The sequence below is a fragment of the Variovorax sp. EBFNA2 genome (assembly GCF_033802765.1).
Taxonomy (GTDB): Bacteria; Pseudomonadota; Gammaproteobacteria; order Burkholderiales; family Burkholderiaceae_C; genus Variovorax; species Variovorax paradoxus_H.
Window position 1 is genome coordinate 2,612,314 of sequence record NZ_CP138496.1, and the last position, 18,290, is coordinate 2,630,603.

At 67.4% G+C, this 18,290-nt stretch carries 17 protein-coding genes; 14 read left to right on the plus strand and 3 right to left on the minus strand.

Annotation, left to right across the window (positions count from 1 at the left end; genetic code table 11):
- Nucleotide 1 precedes the first annotated feature (1 nt).
- The gene (locus RZE79_RS12180) at nt 2-919 is read right to left on the minus strand and encodes a LysR family transcriptional regulator (RefSeq protein WP_319360606.1); all 918 of its coding nucleotides are present in this window, start codon (nt 917-919) and stop codon (nt 2-4) included.
- A gap of 141 nt (nt 920-1,060) precedes the next feature.
- Between RZE79_RS12180 and RZE79_RS12185 the strand changes: the two genes are divergently transcribed.
- From RZE79_RS12185 to RZE79_RS12245, 13 genes are all read left to right on the plus strand, one after another.
- Nucleotides 1,061-1,477 (plus strand): YjfI family protein, encoded by a 417-nt coding sequence (locus tag RZE79_RS12185; RefSeq protein WP_153284824.1) that lies wholly within the window; start codon nt 1,061-1,063, stop codon nt 1,475-1,477.
- Nucleotides 1,478-1,489: 12 nt separating this feature from the next.
- The gene (locus RZE79_RS12190) at nt 1,490-2,212 is read left to right on the plus strand and encodes a PspA/IM30 family protein (protein ID WP_319360607.1); all 723 of its coding nucleotides are present in this window, start codon (nt 1,490-1,492) and stop codon (nt 2,210-2,212) included.
- Between the two features lie 2 nt (nt 2,213-2,214).
- Entirely contained in the window at nt 2,215-2,574 is a 360-nt protein-coding gene (locus tag RZE79_RS12195; RefSeq protein ID WP_319360608.1) for a hypothetical protein, read from the plus strand.
- Between the two features lie 42 nt (nt 2,575-2,616).
- Nucleotides 2,617-3,261 carry an OB-fold-containig protein gene (locus RZE79_RS12200; RefSeq protein ID WP_319360609.1) on the plus strand — a complete coding sequence of 215 codons (645 nt, stop codon included), beginning with the start codon at nt 2,617-2,619 and terminating at the stop codon, nt 3,259-3,261.
- A gap of 54 nt (nt 3,262-3,315) precedes the next feature.
- Nucleotides 3,316-5,502 carry a hypothetical protein gene (locus RZE79_RS12205; RefSeq protein ID WP_319360610.1) on the plus strand — a complete coding sequence of 729 codons (2,187 nt, stop codon included), beginning with the start codon at nt 3,316-3,318 and terminating at the stop codon, nt 5,500-5,502.
- Nucleotides 5,499-6,044 (plus strand): zf-TFIIB domain-containing protein, encoded by a 546-nt coding sequence (locus tag RZE79_RS12210; RefSeq protein ID WP_319360611.1) that lies wholly within the window; start codon nt 5,499-5,501, stop codon nt 6,042-6,044. Before RZE79_RS12205 ends, RZE79_RS12210 begins: the two co-directional genes overlap by 4 nt.
- Before the next feature lie 12 nt (nt 6,045-6,056).
- Nucleotides 6,057-11,324 (plus strand): DNA repair ATPase, encoded by a 5,268-nt coding sequence (locus tag RZE79_RS12215; protein ID WP_319360612.1) that lies wholly within the window; start codon nt 6,057-6,059, stop codon nt 11,322-11,324.
- A complete protein-coding gene (locus tag RZE79_RS12220) occupies nt 11,324-12,022 on the plus strand; it encodes a phospholipase D-like domain-containing protein (RefSeq protein ID WP_319360613.1) in 699 nt (232 codons plus the stop codon). The genes RZE79_RS12215 and RZE79_RS12220 overlap by 1 nt, the downstream gene beginning before the upstream one ends.
- Nucleotides 12,022-12,795 carry a hypothetical protein gene (locus RZE79_RS12225; RefSeq protein WP_319360614.1) on the plus strand — a complete coding sequence of 258 codons (774 nt, stop codon included), beginning with the start codon at nt 12,022-12,024 and terminating at the stop codon, nt 12,793-12,795. Before RZE79_RS12220 ends, RZE79_RS12225 begins: the two co-directional genes overlap by 1 nt.
- A gap of 118 nt (nt 12,796-12,913) precedes the next feature.
- Nucleotides 12,914-14,086 carry a CoA transferase gene (locus tag RZE79_RS12230; RefSeq protein ID WP_319360615.1) on the plus strand — a complete coding sequence of 391 codons (1,173 nt, stop codon included), beginning with the start codon at nt 12,914-12,916 and terminating at the stop codon, nt 14,084-14,086.
- Nucleotides 14,083-15,066 carry a hydroxymethylglutaryl-CoA lyase gene (locus tag RZE79_RS12235; protein ID WP_319360616.1) on the plus strand — a complete coding sequence of 328 codons (984 nt, stop codon included), beginning with the start codon at nt 14,083-14,085 and terminating at the stop codon, nt 15,064-15,066. Before RZE79_RS12230 ends, RZE79_RS12235 begins: the two co-directional genes overlap by 4 nt.
- The gene (locus RZE79_RS12240) at nt 15,063-15,443 is read left to right on the plus strand and encodes a VOC family protein (protein WP_319360617.1); all 381 of its coding nucleotides are present in this window, start codon (nt 15,063-15,065) and stop codon (nt 15,441-15,443) included. The genes RZE79_RS12235 and RZE79_RS12240 overlap by 4 nt, the downstream gene beginning before the upstream one ends.
- Nucleotides 15,444-15,490: 47 nt before the next feature.
- Complete coding sequence (locus tag RZE79_RS12245) at nt 15,491-16,459, plus strand: tripartite tricarboxylate transporter substrate binding protein (protein WP_319360618.1); 969 nt, start codon at nt 15,491-15,493, stop codon at nt 16,457-16,459.
- 15 nt (nt 16,460-16,474) lie between these two features.
- Here the strand turns inward: RZE79_RS12245 and RZE79_RS12250 are convergent, their stop codons facing one another.
- Both RZE79_RS12250 and RZE79_RS12255 read right to left on the minus strand, forming a co-directional pair.
- The gene (locus RZE79_RS12250) at nt 16,475-16,621 is read right to left on the minus strand and encodes a hypothetical protein (protein ID WP_172438277.1); all 147 of its coding nucleotides are present in this window, start codon (nt 16,619-16,621) and stop codon (nt 16,475-16,477) included.
- A 205-nt stretch (nt 16,622-16,826) separates the two neighbouring features.
- Nucleotides 16,827-17,393, minus strand: coding sequence for a LuxR C-terminal-related transcriptional regulator (locus tag RZE79_RS12255; RefSeq protein WP_062476432.1), 567 nt, complete (start codon nt 17,391-17,393; stop codon nt 16,827-16,829).
- A 92-nt stretch (nt 17,394-17,485) separates the two neighbouring features.
- On the opposite strand from RZE79_RS12255, the gene RZE79_RS12260 reads away from it, so the two are divergent.
- Nucleotides 17,486-18,289 carry a CoA transferase subunit A gene (locus RZE79_RS12260; protein ID WP_319360619.1) on the plus strand — a complete coding sequence of 268 codons (804 nt, stop codon included), beginning with the start codon at nt 17,486-17,488 and terminating at the stop codon, nt 18,287-18,289.
- Nucleotide 18,290: the final 1 nt, after the last annotated feature.

Sequence of the window (18,290 nt, forward strand, 5' to 3'; positions counted from 1 at the left end):
TTCAGTTCGACGAAGCGAGCAGCTGCCGTACCAGCAGTTGCGCCGCCGGCGACAGCGCCGCACCGGTCTTCGTCGCCATCAGCAGGCGCCGCGTGGCCCAGGCGTCCTTCAGGTGCACCACCTTCAGGTCGAGCGCGGCCACCTGCGCCTTGCAGGCGGCCAGCGGCACCACGCCGATGCCGAGGTTGGCCGCGATCATGTGGCACATCGCATCGAAGCTGCGCACCTGCACGCGCAGGCGCATCGGAATGCCGGCTTGTTCGGCCGCGCGCGAGGTCAGCTCGAGCAGCGAGCTGCTGCGGTTCAGCCCCACGAACTCGTGCGCCAGGCAGGTCTTGAAATCGATCTTCTTCACGCGCAGGCGTGCCAGCGGGTGCGCTTTGGCGCACAACACCACGAGCTCGTCGGTCTGGAAGGGCGCGACGTCCAGGCCGTAGGCAGGCGTGTTCTCGGCGAACACGCCGACGTCGGCAAGGCCGTCGACCAGCGCGCGGACGATGTCGCCGCTCAGCTGCTCCTCGACCTCGACGCGGATGTCGGGATGCTGCCCGAGGAAGGCCGCCAGCGTGGTCGGCAGGAATTCCGTCAGCGCCGACATGTTGGCCCACAGCCGCACATGGCCGCGCACGCCGCTGGCGTAGTCGCCCAGCTCGTTGCTGAACTGCTCGAAGCCCTGGAAGAGCCGCATCGCATGCTGCATCGCCACATGCCCCGCGGGCGTGAGCGCGATGCCCTGGGCGCTGCGTTCGAGCAGCTTCGAGCCCGTGGCCGCTTCGAAGTCGGACAGCCGCCGGCTCGCCGCCGAGAGCGCGAGGTGGCACGCCTCCGCGCCCTTGGTGATGCTGCCCGACTGGGCCACGGCGCAGAAGAGGCGCAGCGTCACGAAATCGACACGCGCGGGGTTGATGGTGGGGGCCATCGGCGGATTCTAGAGAGCGCGCCAGTGCCGAAAGTCATGCGCATGGGCTAAAAGAATTTTTGACATGTTATGTCGCTGCACCTATAGTGAATCCAGCGAAGCATCGCGCGCTTCCAACGGTAGACAACCCAAAGGAGAGGTATGCAATCACTGCTCGATCAACTCAAGGGCCTCGATGCGCTGGCTGGCGCGGCGATGGGCGGGCTGCCCGTGCAGCTGCAGCCCATTCCGGGCAGCACGCCCGTGGTCCAGGTGAGCATCGAAGGGCGCGATGAGCTGCCGATCTTCGTCACCAGTTCCGACATGCAGATCATCTGCATCTGCTACCTCTGGACCGAGGAAGAAGTGAAACCCGAGCGGCGCACCGAGTTGCTCGAATCGCTGCTCGACCTCAACCCGTCGGTGCCGCTGTCGTCCTTCGGGCGCGTGGGTGGGCGCTACGTGCTCACCGGGGCGCTGGGGCGCAATGCGAGCGTGGAAGACATCGCGCGCGAAGTGGCCGTGCTCAGCGACAACGCGCTCGATGCGCTCGACGCCTTGTCCGAATTCCTGAACTAAGCGGAGATCACCATGACAGTCATCAAGAAGCTGGTCACCTTGCTGCGAGGCAGCGCCCGCGAAATCGGCGAGAGCGTGATCGACAGCAACGCCACGCGCATCTACGAGCAGGAAATCATCGACGCCAAGCACAGCATCGAAAAGGCCAAGGGCGACCTCACCGGCGTGATGGCCAAGGAGATGCAGTCGGCCCGCGAAATCGAACGCCTGAAGGGCGAGGTCACGCGCTACGAAGGCCTGGCGCTCGAAGCGCTCAACAAGACCCAGGAAGGCCTGGCGCTCGACGTGGCGTCCAAGGTCGGCACGCTCGAGCAGGAACTCGAGGAGCAGGCCAAGGCCCACGCTTCGTATGCGCTGCAGGTGTCGCGGCTCAAGGACCTGATCAAGTCGGCCGAGGCGCGCATCCGCGAGCACGAGCGCGAGATCGGCATCGCCAAGACCACCGAGAGCGTCTACCGCGCCACGCAGTCGATCTCCGAGAACATCGGCAGCGGCGGCTCGCGCCTGGCCAGTGCGCGCGAGTCGCTGGAGCGCATCCGCTCGCGCCACGAAGAACTGTCCGACCGCATGACGGCGGGCCAGCAGCTCGAAGACGAGTTCGGCCACAGCGCGCTCGAGAAGAAGCTGGCCGCGGCGGGCATCGGCAACGACGCCGACCGCACCGGCAAGGTGATGGAGCGCATCCGCGCCCGGCAGGCCAAGCCGTCCGGACCGTCCGAACCGGCTGTGGAGTGACCATGGTGCGGGTCAAGCCGGTTCGCTGGCAAGGCTCGGACGAGGCGATCCGCGCGGTCCAGGTGGCCTTCGACGTGGAAGAGGCCGTGCTCGAGGCCGTGCGCACCGCGGCCTTCGAGCAGCATGTGTCCACGCCCGACCAGATCCGGCAGGTGCTGGGCCTGGCGACCACCTCGAAGCCGAAGCGGCCGCGCCTCACGGTGTCGCTGAACGCGGCCGACTACGAATTTCTGGCAGCGCGTTATGGTCTGGCACCCGACGACCGCCTGGCCATCAAGGAGAGGGCCACGCGCGAACTGATTGCCTTTGCGGGCAAGGCGAACAAGAAGAATACCGGCACCAAAAAGCCGGGCGGCAGGTAAGAAGAAAAGAGAACAACAACCAACCCGCACGCGGGAGGATCAATGGGCGATTTCATGGGAGCGGTGACGGGGTACCCCACCGCGATCTACACGGTGCTGCTCGGCGTCGTGGTGATCTATTGGGTGCTCGCGGTGGTCGGCATGGTCGACTTCGAGAGCAGCGGGATCGACGTCGACCTGCAGACGCATGCCGACGGCGACACCAGCGACATGGGCCAGATCGCGAGCTACGTGGTTGCCTTCGGCCTGAACGGCGTGCCGTTCTCGGTGGCCGTGAGCCTGCTGGTGCTGGTGGCTTGGACGCTCTCGTGCCTGGGCGGCGAGTGGCTGCTGCCGCTGGTGCCGACGATGGTGCTCAAGCTGCTGGCCGGCACGGTGCTGCTGGTGGCCAGCGCGGCGCTCGCCATTCCGGTGACGGCGGTGGCGATTCGCCCGCTCAAGGGCCTCTTCGTGAGCCACACGGCCGTGAGCAATGCGGCGCTGGTGGGCCAGGTCTGCCGCGTCGTCACCGGCGTGGTGAACGAGAAAGACGGCCGCGCCGAAGTGGCGCGCCGCGGCGCCAGCCTCAACATCCGCGTCTGGGCGCCCACGCCCAACGCCCTCAAGCGCGGCTCGCACGCGCTCATCCTCGAATACGACGAGGTGGCCGCGCGCTACCTCATCGCGGCGCACGAAGACATCGTCTGACCGCGCGCCCCCCCCTTACTGTTCGTTCGCTCTTAAAGCAAATCTGGAGAAAAAATGGAGCCCATCATCTTTGCCGTGGTCATACTGGCCGTGGTCATCCTCGGCCTGTTCGCGATGTTCGCCAAGTTCTATCGAAAGATCGAACAGGGCCACGCACTCATCGTGAACACGCTGCGCGCCGAGCCCGAGGTGACCTTCACCGGCCGCATGGTCTACCCGATCATCCACAAGGCCGAGCTGATGGACATCTCGGTCAAGACCATCGAAATCGACCGCTCCGGCAACGAAGGCCTGATCTGCCGCGACAACATCCGCGCGGACATCAAGGTGAAGTTCTTCGTGCGCGTCAACAAGACCGCCGACGACGTGCTGAAGGTGGCGCAGGGCATCGGCTGCGCGCGGGCTTCGAACCACGAGACGCTCGAAGAGCTGTTCTCGGCCAAGTTCTCCGAAGCACTGAAGACGGTGGGCAAGTCGATGGACTTCGTCGACCTGTACCAGGCGCGCGACGGCTTCCGCGACCAGATCATCAGCCAGATCGGCAACGACCTTTCGGGCTACGTGCTCGAAGACGCCGCCATCGACTACCTCGAGCAGACCCCGCTGTCGGAGCTCGACGCCAACAACATCCTCGATGCGCAGGGCATCAAGAAGATCACCGAGCTGACGGCGGTCGAGCACGTGCGCACCAACGAGCTGCGCCGCAACGAGGAAATGCAGATCAAGAAGAAGAACGTCGAAACGCAAGAAGCGCTGCTCGAACTCGAGCGCCAGCAGGCCGACGCCACCTCGCGCCAGCACCGCGAGATCGCCAGCGTGCGTGCCCGCGAGGAAGCCGAGACCTCCAAGATCCAGTCCGAAGAGCGCACCAAGTCCGAAACCGCGCGCCTGCTCTCGGAGCAGACCGTGGCCGTGCAGCAAGAGAACGTGCAGCGCGAAAAAGAAGTGGCCGAAAACAACCGCAAGCGCGCGGTGGCCGTCGAGGAAGAAAAGGTCACGCGTGCCCGCGACCTCGAGATCGTCGATCGCGAAAAGGAAGTGACCCTGCAGCGCATCGAGAAGGACAAGGCCGTCGAAGTGCAGAAGAAGGCCATTGCCGACGTGATCCGCGAGCGCATCGTGGTCGAGCGCACGGTCGCCGAGCAGGAAGAAGCGATCAAGGAACTGCGCGTGGTCGCCGAGGCCGAGCGCACCAAGAAATCGGTCGTGATCATGGCCGAGGGCCAGGCCGACGAGAAGATGGTGATCGACGTGAAGGCGGCCGAAACCCAGGAAAAGCGCGCGCGCCACAAGGCGGCCGAAGAACTCACGCTGGCCGATGCCAAGCTGAAGGTGGCCGAGCGCGACGCCGAATCGAAGAAGCGCGAAGCCGAGGGCATGGAAGCCCTATCCGCCGCACCGGGCCTGGCGGCTGCCAAGGTCGAGATCGCCACCGCGCAGGCGCGCCTGGCCACCTTCGAGGCCGAAGCCTCGGGCAAGGAAAAGCTGGGCCTCGCCGACGTGCACGTGCGCCAGGCCGATGCCGACGCCATCCTCAAGGCCGGCCAGGCCGATGCGCAAGTCATCGAAGCGCGCTCGCAGGCCGAAGCCGCCGGCATGCGTGCCAAGTTCGACGCCGAAGCCTCGGGCAAGGAAAAGCTCGGCCTCGCCGACGTCAACGTGCGCACGGCCGATGCCGAAGCCACGCTCAAGTCGGGCCAGGCCGATGCACAGGTGATCGAAGCGCGCTTCAACGCCGAGGCGAAGGGCCTGCACGAGAAGTTCGAGGCCATGAAGTCCATGAGCCCCGAAACGCGCGACCACGAAGAGTTCCGCATGCGCCTGGAAAAGTCGCACATCGAAACCATGAAGGGCATCGACGCGCAAACGTCCATTGCCAAGGAACAGGCCGACGTGCTCGGCACCGCGCTCGCCAACGCCAAGATCGACATCGTCGGCGGCTCGGGCGACTACTTCGACAGCTTCGTGCGCTCGCTCTCGGTGGGCAAGGGCATCGACGGTGTCATCTCCAAGAGCCAGGCGGTGCAGGTCGCCTTCAAGGAACAGCTTTCGGGCGAGCGCGACGTGGTGAAAGACCTGCGCGACATCGTCGGCGCGCTGGGCAACTCGTCGGGCGAAATCCAGAACCTCAGCGTCGCCTCGCTGATGAACAAGATCGCCAACGACGGCACCGAGAGCCAGAAGTCGGCGCTGCAGAACCTGATCTCCACCTTCCGCCCCTTGAACGGAAACGCGCAGTGAATCCGAACCTGAAGTGCAGCTGCGCCGGGGGCGCGGCGATGCAGCCGGTGGCGCTGGCCGAAGCGCTGCTGGGCGTGCAATGCGGCGATTGCCAAGGCATGGTGATGGGCATGGACGACTGGCGCGCCTGGAAGGCCGCCGACCCGAAGCGCGTGCCGCACGAGGTCGACGACGAGGTGATCGAGGTGTTCGACCTCGCCGCCGTGCGCCACTGCCCCGAATGCGAGCGGCTGATGCAGCGCCTGCGCGTGAGTGCGGGGCCCGACTTCCGCATCGACCGCTGCGTGGCCTGCCAGAACCTCTGGTTCGACCAGGGCGAATGGCGCGCCCTCGTGAGCCGCGGCCTGGCCGGCCGGCTCGACGAGTTGCTGTCCGACGGCTGGCAGCGCCGTCTGCAGACCGAGGAGGTGCGCGAGGCGCGCCTTGCCGCGCTGCGCCGCCGCTACGGCAACGACTGCATCGACGAGCTGGACCGCATCCGCACCTGGCTCGACACCCAGCCTCACCGCGACGAATTGCTCGCACTGCTGCGCGCGGACTGACCGCGCCGATCCATGCAACCCACCGACGACACCGGCGCGCCGCCCGGCGCCCAGGCTCCCATCGACGCCACCGAAGCGCTGGTCTCCGGCAGCGGCAGCTACGACCTGCTGAAGAAGCGGCTCGAAACCCAGGGCGAAGGCCTGCTCAAGAAGACGGAGGCGCTCAACGAGCAGCGGCTCGCCGAGTTCGGCCGCTCCGACCAGGCGCTGATCTTGCGCACCCGCGCGCGCACCGAGAACAACGCCGTGGCGCGCGACATCGTGCGCATCGGCGACCTGCTGCTGTTCGGCTACAACGTGTTCATCGGCCTGCGCAAGGAAACGGCCGTGGGCGACGTGTTCGGCCTGTACCGGCTCGCAGCGCCGGGCGAAGCCGCCACCGAAAACGACGAGCTGCAGCCCGTGCCGCTGGCCGGCTCCTTCCTGGAAGACACGCGCTTCGTCTCCGACTTCCGCGAGCTTTACGCCTACTACAAGCAGGCCACACTGCTGCAGCTGCGCGTCACGCAGGACAAGCTGCTCGCCTCGTTCCAGATCGGCCAGCAGCTGAGCGACGTGCGCGTGTTCCGCTGGGCCATTGAGCGCGACGGCAGCATCCACTACGTCGACAACCGCGGCGAACGCGACATTGCCTTGCCCGCCAGCCACGACTTCGAGTGGACCGTGGCCACGCGCGAAGACCACGTGGGCGGCAAGCACCCGCACGTGAACGTGCTCGACACCGTGTTCGTCGAGACGCTGGGCGGCGACCTCACGATCAAGATCGAGAACAACACCGAGACCGGCCTGGGCATCTACAGCGAGCCGGTGGAAGACAAGAGCCAGTCGCTCACCGACGCCGAGATCGCCTGGGCCAAGCTCGGCATGCTGATATTGCTGCGCGTGAAGCCCTACCGCGAGCAGACCACGCGCTATCTGGTGTTCAACATCCGCACGCAGCAGGTCGAGCGCATCGACGCCATCGGCGGCTCCTGCGTTCAGCTGCCCGAAGACCACGGCATCATCTTTCCCGGCGGCTACTACCTGCAGTCGGGCGAGCACAAGCGCTTCGACCTGCCGGCCGAGGTGGTCGAAAGCCTGCGCTTCAAGCGCATGCTGCGATCGCCCAACGGCGAAGACGTGGCCTATGTGTTCTACGACCGCAAGCCGGGGCGCTATGCGCTCTTCAACTACAACCTGATCGACAAGAAGCTCGCCACGCCGATCATCGCCAACGGCTACGCGCGCTTTGCCGACGGCCGCATCCTGGTGTTCAACGGCGACAACGGCGAGCCCACGCGCGTGCACCCGATGCAGCTGTGGCAGACGCCTTTCGCCAGCGAAGAGCATGTGAGCGCGCAGCCGCCCGCCACCGGCTTCTTCGGCAAGATCGGCAATGCCGAACTGGTGCGCGGCGTGAGTGACCTCATGGGCATCGCGCGCGCGGTGCGCGAGCAGGCGCCCACGCGTGCGGCCTACGACGACCTCATTCGCCAGTGCACCCGCGTGAGCGACGCCTACTTCTGGCTCGACGCGCCCGAGGCCGCCGGCCTCATGGGCGAGCTGCGCAGCATCGCCGAGGTGGCGCGCAGCACGCTGGCCGAGTTCGAAAAGGTCGACACCATCCGCCGCGAAACCGCGCGGGCGCTGGCCCGTGCGGAAGACGAGCAGCACGCGCTGATGGTCGACATTGCCAGCACGCTCTGGCGTGCCCCCGACGATTTCGTGAAGGCGCTGGGCCGCCTGCGCGAACGGCGCGGCGCGCTGCAGATGCTCAAGGAACTGCGCTACGCCGACCTGCCGCGCATCGTCGCCATGGACGCGGCGCTCGAGGCCGAGCAGCAGCGCATCGGCGAGCGCGCCATGCAGTTCCTGGCGGCCGACACCGCCTTCAACGGCCAGCGCCAGGCACTCGACAAGCTCGCGCTCGAACTGCCCAACCTCGCCACGTCGCCGGCGCTCGGCCAGATGCTGGCCACGCTCGACAAACAGGCGGCCGGCCTCGACCTGCTGACCGAGCAGCTCGGCAGCCTGCCGGGCGGCGATGCGGTGATCCGCACCTCGATCCTGGACCGCATCTCGCTGATCTATGCCGACATCAACCGCATGCGCGCCGACGCGCGCATGCGGCGCAAGTCGCTGGGCGCGACCGAGGCGCGTGCCGAGTTCGGTGCGCAGTTCAAGCTCTTCAGCCAGGCGGTCGAAAACGCGCTGGAGTTCGCCGACACGCCCGAGAAGTGCGACGACGCGCTCACGCGCCTGCTGGCCCAGCTCGAAGAGATCGAAGGCCGCTTCGCCGAGCAGGAAGACTTCCTGGCCGACATCGCCGAGAAGCGCGAGACCGTGTACGAAGCGCTGTCCGCGCGCCGCCAGAGCCTGGTGGAAGCGCGCCAGCGCCGCGCGCAGGGCGTGGTCGATGCGGCAGGGCGCATCCTCGACGGCATTCCGCGCCGCATCGCGCAGTTCGGCGACCTGACGCAGGTCCACAGCTACTTCGCAGCCGATCCGATGATCGGCAAGCTGCACACGCTGATCGCCGACCTGCGCACGCTGGGCGCCGCGGTGCAGGCCGACGAACTCGACACGCGCCTGAAGACCGCGCGCGACCAGGCGCTGCGCTCCATCCGCGACAAGCGCGAGCTGGTGAGCGAAGGCGGCGACACGCTGCGCCTCGGTCGCCACGCCTTCACCGTGCACCGCCAGCCGGTCGACCTGACGCTCGTGGCCCGCGACGAGGGCATGGCCTACCAGGTCACGGGCACCGACTACCAGAGCCCGGTCGATGAGCCGCGGCTGCTGCCGCTGCAACGCTACTGGAACCAGTCGCTGGTGTCGGAAACGCCCGAGCTGTCGCGCGCCGAGTACCTGGCCGGCCGCCTGCTCGAAGCCTTGCTCGACGGCAAGACCGAGCGCAGCTGGGCCGAGGTGCTCACGCTGTTGGCCGAAGACCCGCTGCATCCGCAACTGCTCGACATGGTCCGCCGCTTTGCCGCGGCGCGGTATCAGGAGGGCTACCAGAAGGGCATCCACGACGACGACGCGATGCGCCTGCTGGGTGCGCTCGTCGGCATGCAGGACCAGGCCGGTCTGCTGGCCTGGGGCCCGACCGAGCGCGCGCTGGCCTTGCTCTACTGGCAGCACGGCCACCTGATCGCGCACCGCGAGTCGATGCTGCGCCGCGCGCGCGCTTCGATGCAGATGCTGGCGCTCTTCGGCCGGCGCGATGCGTTGGAGCAGCTCGAAGCCGACATCGCACGCGCGCTGAACCATTTCGCCCGCGACGTGGTGCCCGACCTGCTGCCGCTGGCCGACACCGCGAGCGACGAAACACGCGACGCGCACGACGGCCGCGTGACCACCCTGTGCGACCAGGCCGCCGCGTACCTCGTGCGCGAACTGGCCAGCGAACATGGCGGCGACACCTGGGCCGTGTCCGGCGCGGGCGAAGACCTGGCTGCTGCATTGCTTCGCGAGCTGGAGCGGGGCGGCCGGCGCGACGCGTGGCAGCATGACCTCGACGCCGCACCGCCGGCCGAACGCTGGCGCCTGGCGCGCGACTGGGTGCGCGCCTACGCGACGCACCAGGCGCCGCAATCGATCGACTGGATCGACGACGCGGCCAGCGTGCTGGCCATGCCGCTGCAGCGCACCCGCGTCAACGCGGCGCTCGACCGCACGGTCGAAGGCCTGCGCGGCGAGCACCCGCGCGTGGCCGAGGGCCGCCTCACGCTGAACCTCAACGACTTCTGGCGCCGCTTCCTGTTTCACACCCTGCATGCGGTGCCGGGCTACGAGGCGCTGCACAGCCTGCGCCACGAGCTGCTCGAACGCGAGAAGGCGCGGCTCAAGCTCAGCCAGTTCCAGGCCAAGCCGCTGTCGACCTTCGTGCGCAACCAGCTGATCGACGAGCTGTACCTGCCCATCATCGGCGACAACCTCGCCAAGCAGATCGGCTCGGCGGGCGAGGGCAGCCGCACCGACCGCATGGGTTTGCTGCTGCTGATCTCGCCGCCCGGCTACGGAAAGACGACGCTGATGGAGTACGTGGCCGACCGGCTCGGCCTGATCTTCGTGCGCATCAACTGCCCGGCGCTGGGCCATGGCGTCACCGCCATCGACCCGGCCAACGCGCCCAACAGCGCGGCGCGACAGGAGCTGGAGAAGCTCAACCTGGGCCTGGCGATGGGCAGCAACGTGATGCTGTACCTGGACGACATCCAGCACACCAGCCCCGAGTTCCTGCAGAAGTTCATCGCGCTGGCCGACGGCACGCGCCGCATCGAGGGCGTGTGGAACGGCGAGCCGCGCAGCTACGACATGCGCGGCAAGCGCTTCGCGATCGTGATGGCGGGCAACCCGTACACCGAGTCGGGCGACGTGTTCAAGATCCCCGACATGCTGGCCAACCGCGCCGACATCTACAACCTGGGCGACGTGCTCTCGGGCCGCGAGGCGGCGTTCGCGCTCTCGTACATCGAGAACAGCCTGACCTCCAACCCCACGCTGATGCCGCTGGCCTCGCGCGACCCGAAGGACGTGCAGCTGCTGGTGAAGATGGCGCAGGGCCACGACGTGCCGAGCAGCGCGCTGTCGCACGCCTACAGCTCGGTCGAGCTGGAAGAGATCAAGGCGCTGCTGCAGCGGCTGTTCCGTGCGCGCGACCTGCTGCTGAAGGTCAACCTGGCCTACATCGCCTCGGCTGCGCAGCAGGAGAGCTACCGCACCGCGCCGCCTTTCAAGCTGCAGGGCAGCTACCGCAACATGACCAAGCTCGCGGGCAAGATCACGCCGCTGATGCGCGACGACGAACTCGACGCGCTGCTGCGCGACCACTACCGCGGCGAGGCCCAGACGCTGACCACCGGCGCCGAGGAAAACCTGCTGCGCCTGGCGCAACTGCTCGGCAGCCCGACGCCCGAGGAAAGCGCGCGCTGGACGGCCATCTGCGACGAGTTCGTGCGCCAGCGCAAGCTGGGTGGCGCCGACATCGACGGCAGCCAGCGCATCGCGAGCAGCATGCTCGACGTGGCGCGCGCGGTCGACGCGCTCAAGCCCGAGCCCGCGCCGCCGGTCGAAGGCCCGAGCGAAGGCCAGCGCCTGGCCGACGCCATGCTGCAGATCGCCGTGACCTACCGCGAGCTGATCCTGCCGCTGGTGACGGCGACCGAGCGCCGACTCGAACTCGACCGCTCGATCAAGCAGGACATGGAGCGCCTCGCCGCCGAGGTGCAGGCCTCGCGGGCCGCACCAAGGCGCGCGCCTGTACCTCCAGCCCCACCCAAAGCCGACAAGGATCACTGATGTCCGCATTGCCCGAACTGCTGGCCCAGCTCGATGCCACGATGGCTGACGCGCGCCTGAGCGACGACGAGCGCCGCGTGCTGGTCCACACCCTGCGCGAAGCCTCGCCGCCCGAAGACGGCCTGCGCCAGCTGCGCAACCGCGCCTTCGACCTCGTGCGCTCGCGCACCGCCGACCCCGAGCAGCTGTCGCTGCTCAAGTGGCTCGAAGGCGTGGTGCGCGCGATCGACACCGGCCGCTCGCCCGACAGCGTCACGGTGCGCTCGCAGGCCTACTTCAGCCCCGGCACGGCCTGCCTGCAGGCGATCAACGAGCAACTGCGAACGGCCAAGCGTGCGGTCGACCTGTGCGTGTTCACGCTCTCGGACGACCGCATCACCGCCGAGGTGCTGGCGGCGCACCGGCGCGGCGTGACGGTGCGCTTCGTCACCGACAACGACAAGGAGTTCGACCGTGGCAGCGACGTCGGACAGCTGCGTGCGGCGGGTATTGCGGTGGCGGTGGACCGCACCGACGCCCACATGCACCACAAGTTCGCGCTCTTCGACGGCGCGCGGCTGCTCAACGGCAGCTACAACTGGACCCGCAGCGCCTGCGAGTACAACGAAGAAAACCTGGTGCTGAGCAACGACCCGCCGCTGGTGCGCCGTTTCGCGGACGAATTCGACACCTTGTGGAAAGAACTGCAGGCCCCCTGATGGCACGACGAATCGACTACGACTGGGAACTGCCCGCCGCCATGCAGCAGCGGCTGGGGGGCAGCACCTACGGCGCGCAGCGCATCATCCATGAGCAGGAGCACCTGATGGTGATCCTGCACGAGCCGCCCTCGGGCACCGGCGCCGAGCGCAAGCCCGTGGTGTTCCTGCGCAAGCCCGACGGCGCATGGCTGCACAAGGGCAACAACCCCGGCGAACGCGCGCTCGCCAAGCTGCTCGACAGCTACCGCGCGGCGTTCAGCACCTTCGAGATTCGCCACCAGGCCGCGGAGACCTCGGAAGACCTGTTCCAGGTCCTCGGCCCGCTGATTCCGCTTACGCGCGCCGCGCGGAACATGCAAGACGCCCTTCAGGCCGCGCGCGATGCGGTGAAGGGCGACCTGATGCTCATCGACCAGCGCGACCTCGCGGTCGAGATTGCACGCGGCTTCGAGCTGCTGCTGGCCGACACGCGCATGTCGCTCGACTACCGGCTCGCGCGCGCCGCCGAGGCGCAGGCGCACTCGGCCCTCGACATGAGCCGCGCGCAGCACAAGCTCAACACCATCGCCGCGCTGACCTTTCCGCTGATGGCCGTCGGCGCGGCCTTCGGCATGAACCTGCACAGCGGCGTGGAGAACCTGCCGTCGTGGGTGTACTGGCTGATCTTCGCGGCCGGCATCTGCCTGGGCGTGATGCTGCGCGGCTGGGTGAAGACGCCGGCCGCGCCGCCGGTGGTTGCCAAGCCTGCGTCCACGCTGAAGAAGAAGTAGCGAGCAGGGCGCATGGCAGGCCTTCGCGTTTCGCGAAGGCCTGCTGCCATCAGAGCAATTCCGTTCATCGCCATCTGTTTCTAGAGTAGGGGCAACCCACTTGGAGACAGAGACAGACATGAACGCACTCGAAGGCCTGAAGGTGCTGGAGCTCGGCCAGCTCATCGCCGGCCCCTTCGCCGGCAAGACGCTCGCCGAGTTCGGCGCCGACGTGATCAAGATCGAGCCCGCCGGCGTCGGTGATCCGCTGCGCAAGTGGCGGCTGCTGCGCGGCGGCACGTCGGTGTGGTGGGAGGTGCAGTCGCGCAACAAGCGCTCCGTGTGCCTCGATCTGCGCAGCGCCGAAGGGCAGGAAGCCGTGCGCGCGCTGGCGCTCGAGGCCGACGTGCTCATCGAGAACTTCAAGCCCGGCACGCTCGAAGGCTGGGGCCTGGGCTGGGAGCAGCTGCATGCGCTGAACCCGCGGCTCATCATGCTGCGCATCTCGGGTTACGGGCAGACCGGCCCCTACCGCGACAAGCCGGGTTTCGGCGTGCTCGGCGAATCGATGGGCGGGCTGCGCTACCTCAGCGGTGAGCCGGGCCGGGTGCCGGTGCGCGTGGGCGTCTCTCTGGGCGACACGCTGGCCGCATTGCACGGCGTGATCGGCGTGCTGACTGCGCTGCACCATCGCACGGCCCGCGGCGGCGAAGGCCAGTTCATCGACGTGGCGCTCTACGAGTCGGTCTTCAACGTGATGGAAAGCCTGCTGCCCGAGTACGACGCCTTCGGTGCCGTGCGCGAACGGGCCGGCAGCGCATTGCCCGGCATCGCGCCGACCAACGCCTACCGCTGCAGCGACGGCCACTACGTTCTGGTGGCTGGCAACGGCGACAGCATCTTCCGCCGGCTGATGCGCGCCATCGACCGCGCGGACCTGGAGAACGACCCCGGCCTCGTGCACAACGACGGCCGCGTGCTGCGCGTGGAAGAGATCGATGCCGCCATCGAAGCCTGGACCTTGCAGCGCAGCCGCGACGACGTGCTGGCCGTGCTCGACGCGGCGGGCGTGCCGGTCGGGCGCATCTACACCGTGGCCGACATCGCCACCGATCCGCAGTACCTGGCGCGCGAGATGATCGTCGAGGCGCGCGGCTCCGATGGCGCGCTGCTCAAGGTGCCGGGCGTGGTGCCCAAACTCAGCGCCACGCCGGGGCGCATCGCGCATGCGGCACCGCGTCTGGGCGAACACACGGCGGATCTGCAGGGCGCGGGCTGGCCGGTGCGTGGCGCCGAAAGGGAGGCCGTATGAAAACCGGCAATGGCACGCGGCTGTTCATCAACGAAGTCGCCACGCGCGACGGCTTCCAGATGGAAAGCCGATTCATTCCGACCGACGACAAGGTCGCGCTGATCGACCGGCTGAGCACGCTCGGCTACGCCAAGATCGAGGTGACCTCGTTCACCTCGGCCCAGGCGATCCCAGCGCTGCGCGATGGCGAAGAAGTGATGCAGCGCATCGTCCGCCGGCCGGGCGTGGTCTACACCGCGCTCGTGCCCAATGTGCGCGGCGCCGAGCGCGCGCTGGAAAGCCGCATCGACGAGTTCAACATCGTCATGTCGGTCAGCGAGACGCACAACCTCAGCAACCTGCGGATGACGCGCGAGCAGTCGTTCGCGCAGCTGGCCGACGTGATCGCGTTGGCGCAGCAGGCGAGGGTGCCGGTGAACGTGTCGCTCTCCTGCGTGTTCGGTTGCCCGATGGAAGGCGACGTGCCGCTCGAGACGGTGCAGGGCTGGATCGACCGCTTCGCTGCGCTGGGCGTGCAGGGCCTCACGCTGTGCGACACCACCGGCATGGCGCATCCCACGCAGGTGCAGGCCGTGTGCGAGGCCGTGCGTGCGCGGCACCCGGCGCTGGAATGGACGGCGCACTTCCACAACACAAGGGGCATGGGCCTGGCGAACACCATTGCCGCGGTCGAGGCCGGCATCCATCGGCTCGACATGTCGCTCGGCGGCATTGGCGGCTGCCCCTATGCGCCAGGCGCGACGGGCAATGTCGCGACCGAGGACGTGGTCCACATGCTGCAGTGCATGGGCTACGACACCGGCATGGACCTCGACGGGCTGATCGGCGCTGCGGCAGAACTCGAATCGCTCGTGCAGCACGAGCTGCCGAGTCAGGTCTCGCGCGCTGGTCACCGGCTCACGCGGCACGCACCGCCAGCCGATTTCAACGAGATCGTCGAGCGCGCCAAGGCACGCGCGGCCCAGAAGGAGAACGCATGATCGACCACCTGGATCACCTGGTGCTCACCACCGCGAACGAAGAAGCCTGCGTGCGCTTCTACGTGGAGACGATGGGCATGACACTGGAAGTCTTCGGCGCTGGCCGCAAGGCCTTTCGCTTCGGCCAGCAGAAGATCAACCTGCATGTGAAGGGGCTCGAGTTCGAGCCGAAGGCCGAGCTGCCCACGCCCGGTTCGCTCGACCTGTGCTTCATCGCCAGCGTGCCGCTCGAAGAAGTCATCACGCGGCTGGGCGCGCAGGGCGTGCCGATCATCGAAGGCCCCGTGATGCGCACGGGTGCCACGTCGCGCATCCGCTCGGTTTACGTGCGCGACCCCGACCTGAATCTCATCGAGATTTCGGAGCTGGTGCCCTGAGACATGCAGCCCGAAGACAGTCCACAAAAACCACCGGAGACAAATTCATGAAACCCGTTCACCGCCTGCTCGCGGTCGGCCTCGCGCTGGCTGCCACCGCCTCGCATGCTGCAGATGCCTGGCCTTCCAAACCGCTGACCTTCGTCGTGCCGACCGCGCCCGCGGGCTCGACCGACATCATGGCGCGGCTCGTCGCCGACCCGCTGCAGCGCGCGCTGGGCCAGCCGGTCGTCATCGACAACAAGCCCGGCGCCAGCGGCAACATCGGCACTGAGGCCGTGGCCCGTGCCGCGCCCGACGGCTACACGCTGCTGGTGCAGTACTCGGGCTACCACGTCGGCAACCCGTCGCTGTACCCGAACCTGCGCTGGAGCCCGACCAAAGACTTCGTGCCAGTGGCGATGGTGATGCGCGCGCCGCACGTGGTCGCGGTGAGCGGCAAGCTGCCAGTGATCTCGATGAAGGAACTCATCGAGTACGGCAAGAAAAAAGAGGGCGGCCTGTTCTATGCGTCGTCGGGCAACGGCTCGATCCAGCACATCGCGGGCGAGCTGCTGTCGCGCCAGACCAAGCAGCCGGCCACGCACGTGCCCTACAAGGGCTCGGGTCCGGCCATCAACGACCTGGTGGCGGGCAATGTCGATATCTTCATCACCACGCCGCCCTCGGTCATCGGCCACTTTGCGGGCGGGCGCATCAAGCCGCTGGCGTACACGGGCAGCAAGCGGCACGCGTCGATGCCGAACGTGCCGACCTCGGCCGAGGCCGGGTTGCCGGGCTACGAGGTCGAGTCGTGGTTCGCGGTGTTCGCGCCGGCAAAGACGCCGCCCGAGGTGGTGAACAAGCTCAGCGCCGAGATCAGGAAGATCGTCGAGAGCGAGGCCTTCCGCAAGAAGGTGGACGACCAGGGCGCCTTCGCGACCTACATGGACCCAACAACGCTCGGCAAGTTCGTCGACCAGGAACTCGCGGCCTGGTCGAAGGTGATCAAGGGCGCCGACATCAAGCCGGAGTGAGCGAGATGCCCAGGCTCAGGGCTTGACGCCGAGCACCGACAGGATCACCGCCGCGAGGCCGAGCGCCACGGGCACCTGGTGCCCGGCCAGCGCGCGGGCCTGGGCCACGGACAGCTTCGTCTGCTGAAGGAGGTTCTTTTCCGAATGAAGGGGTGTGGACATGGTGTCTGCTCCTGTGTGGGGCGAACGGTGTGTTCGCGTGGTTCCACGATAGGCCTCCCACAGCGCGATGACGCACAGGTTTTGTCGACACGGCGTTTCCGTTTTCGCAACGATCCGGGGTCTCTGGCAGGGAACTTCTGCTCAGAACTCAGAATAGGGTCATGCAAAGGAACGCATGAACACACCGACAGCGCCCTGAAAAGAATCACCCCGCGATCAGCTTCTGCACCAACTCCGCAGTCGTCGCCGCTGCGTACTTGCGCATCAACCGCGCCCGATGCAACTCCACCGTGCGATGGCTGATCCCAAGCGCCTTGCCGATCTCTTTGGAAGTCAGCCCGCGCATCACCTGCGCCGCCACCTCGCGCTCGCGCGGCGTGAGCTCGGCCTTCACCGCGCGGCGCGAGCCCAGGTCTTCGAAGGTCCAGATGCCGGCCTCATGCGGCGCCGCCCGGTTCATCGCGTGCCCCGTGACGTGGCACCAGAAGGTCTCGCCAGCCAGCGCGCCGTGCAGGCCGCCCAGGCGCTTCATCATGCGGTTGTCCGCATAGTGGCCACTGGCGTTCAGAAAGGGCTCCATGCGCTTGCCGATGCGCTCGAACTCGGCCACGCTCGGGTACAGGATGCTGAACGAATGCCCGACCAGCGCGGAAGGCTCCGCGCCGAAGATCTCGCACACGCGCTGGTTGCAGGCGACGATGGTGCGGTTGCTCGACACCACCATGCCGACGGGCGCATGCTCAAAAGCCAACCGGTAATCGATCTCGGGCATCAGGAGTCACCATTACGAAATACTACGTATACGAGTAGGTAGTATCGTTGACGCCTTTCCCACCCACTCTCCACACCCATCAAGGAGCCCGAGTGAACAAGATTTTTCCCTCCGCAGACGCGGCACTCAAGGGGGTCGTGGCCGACGGGCAGACGCTCGCGGTCGGCGGCTTCGGCCTGTGCGGCATTCCCGAAGCGCTGATCGACGCGCTGAAGGATTCCGGCGTGCAGAACCTCACCGTCATCTCGAACAACGCGGGCGTCGATGGCTTCGGCCTTGGCAAACTGCTCGAGACGCGCCAGATCAAGAAGATGATCGCGTCGTACGTGGGCGAGAACAAGGAGTTCGAGCGCCAGTACCTGGCCGGTGAACTGGCCCTCGAATTCACGCCCCAGGGCACGCTGGCCGAGAAGCTGCGCGCCGGCGGCGCGGGCATCCCGGCCTTCTTCACGAAGACCGGCGTGGGCACGCAAGTGGCCGAAGGCAAGGAGCTGCGCGAGTTCAATGGCGAGACCTACGTCATGGAGCACTCGCTGGTGCCCGACGTCGCGCTGGTCAAGGCCGACGTGGCCGACAAGGCCGGCAACCTGCGCTTTCGCCTCACGGCGCGCAACTTCAATCCGGCCGCTGCCATGGCCGGCAAGGTCTGCATCGTCGAAGTCGAGAAGATCGTCGAAGTGGGCGAGCTGGCCCCCGACGACATCCACCTGCCGGGCATCTACGTGCATCGCCTGGTGCTCAATGCCACGCCCGAGAAGCGCATCGAGAAGCGCACCCTGAGCGCGTCGGTCGATGCCGCCGCCGCCAAGGTCGAGGCCCAGACCGCCATCGCCCAGGCCGCAGCAACAGGCAGCGAAGCGCCTGTGAAGGCCGTCAACAAGAAAGAAGGAGCCTGAG

What these genes read in the sequence shown, in the direction of transcription:
- RZE79_RS12180 (WP_319360606.1), bottom strand. Translation starts at nt 919, where the DNA reads ATGGCCCCCACCATCAACCCCGCGCGTGTCGATTTCGTGACGCTGCGC.
- RZE79_RS12185 (WP_153284824.1), top strand. Translation starts at nt 1,061, where the DNA reads ATGCAATCACTGCTCGATCAACTCAAGGGCCTCGATGCGCTGGCTGGC.
- RZE79_RS12190 (WP_319360607.1), top strand. Translation starts at nt 1,490, where the DNA reads ATGACAGTCATCAAGAAGCTGGTCACCTTGCTGCGAGGCAGCGCCCGC.
- RZE79_RS12195 (WP_319360608.1), top strand. Translation starts at nt 2,215, where the DNA reads ATGGTGCGGGTCAAGCCGGTTCGCTGGCAAGGCTCGGACGAGGCGATC.
- RZE79_RS12200 (WP_319360609.1), top strand. Translation starts at nt 2,617, where the DNA reads ATGGGCGATTTCATGGGAGCGGTGACGGGGTACCCCACCGCGATCTAC.
- RZE79_RS12205 (WP_319360610.1), top strand. Translation starts at nt 3,316, where the DNA reads ATGGAGCCCATCATCTTTGCCGTGGTCATACTGGCCGTGGTCATCCTC.
- RZE79_RS12215 (WP_319360612.1), top strand. Translation starts at nt 6,057, where the DNA reads ATGCAACCCACCGACGACACCGGCGCGCCGCCCGGCGCCCAGGCTCCC.
- RZE79_RS12220 (WP_319360613.1), top strand. Translation starts at nt 11,324, where the DNA reads ATGTCCGCATTGCCCGAACTGCTGGCCCAGCTCGATGCCACGATGGCT.
- RZE79_RS12225 (WP_319360614.1), top strand. Translation starts at nt 12,022, where the DNA reads ATGGCACGACGAATCGACTACGACTGGGAACTGCCCGCCGCCATGCAG.
- RZE79_RS12230 (WP_319360615.1), top strand. Translation starts at nt 12,914, where the DNA reads ATGAACGCACTCGAAGGCCTGAAGGTGCTGGAGCTCGGCCAGCTCATC.
- RZE79_RS12235 (WP_319360616.1), top strand. Translation starts at nt 14,083, where the DNA reads ATGAAAACCGGCAATGGCACGCGGCTGTTCATCAACGAAGTCGCCACG.
- RZE79_RS12240 (WP_319360617.1), top strand. Translation starts at nt 15,063, where the DNA reads ATGATCGACCACCTGGATCACCTGGTGCTCACCACCGCGAACGAAGAA.
- RZE79_RS12245 (WP_319360618.1), top strand. Translation starts at nt 15,491, where the DNA reads ATGAAACCCGTTCACCGCCTGCTCGCGGTCGGCCTCGCGCTGGCTGCC.
- RZE79_RS12250 (WP_172438277.1), bottom strand. Translation starts at nt 16,621, where the DNA reads ATGTCCACACCCCTTCATTCGGAAAAGAACCTCCTTCAGCAGACGAAG.
- RZE79_RS12255 (WP_062476432.1), bottom strand. Translation starts at nt 17,393, where the DNA reads ATGCCCGAGATCGATTACCGGTTGGCTTTTGAGCATGCGCCCGTCGGC.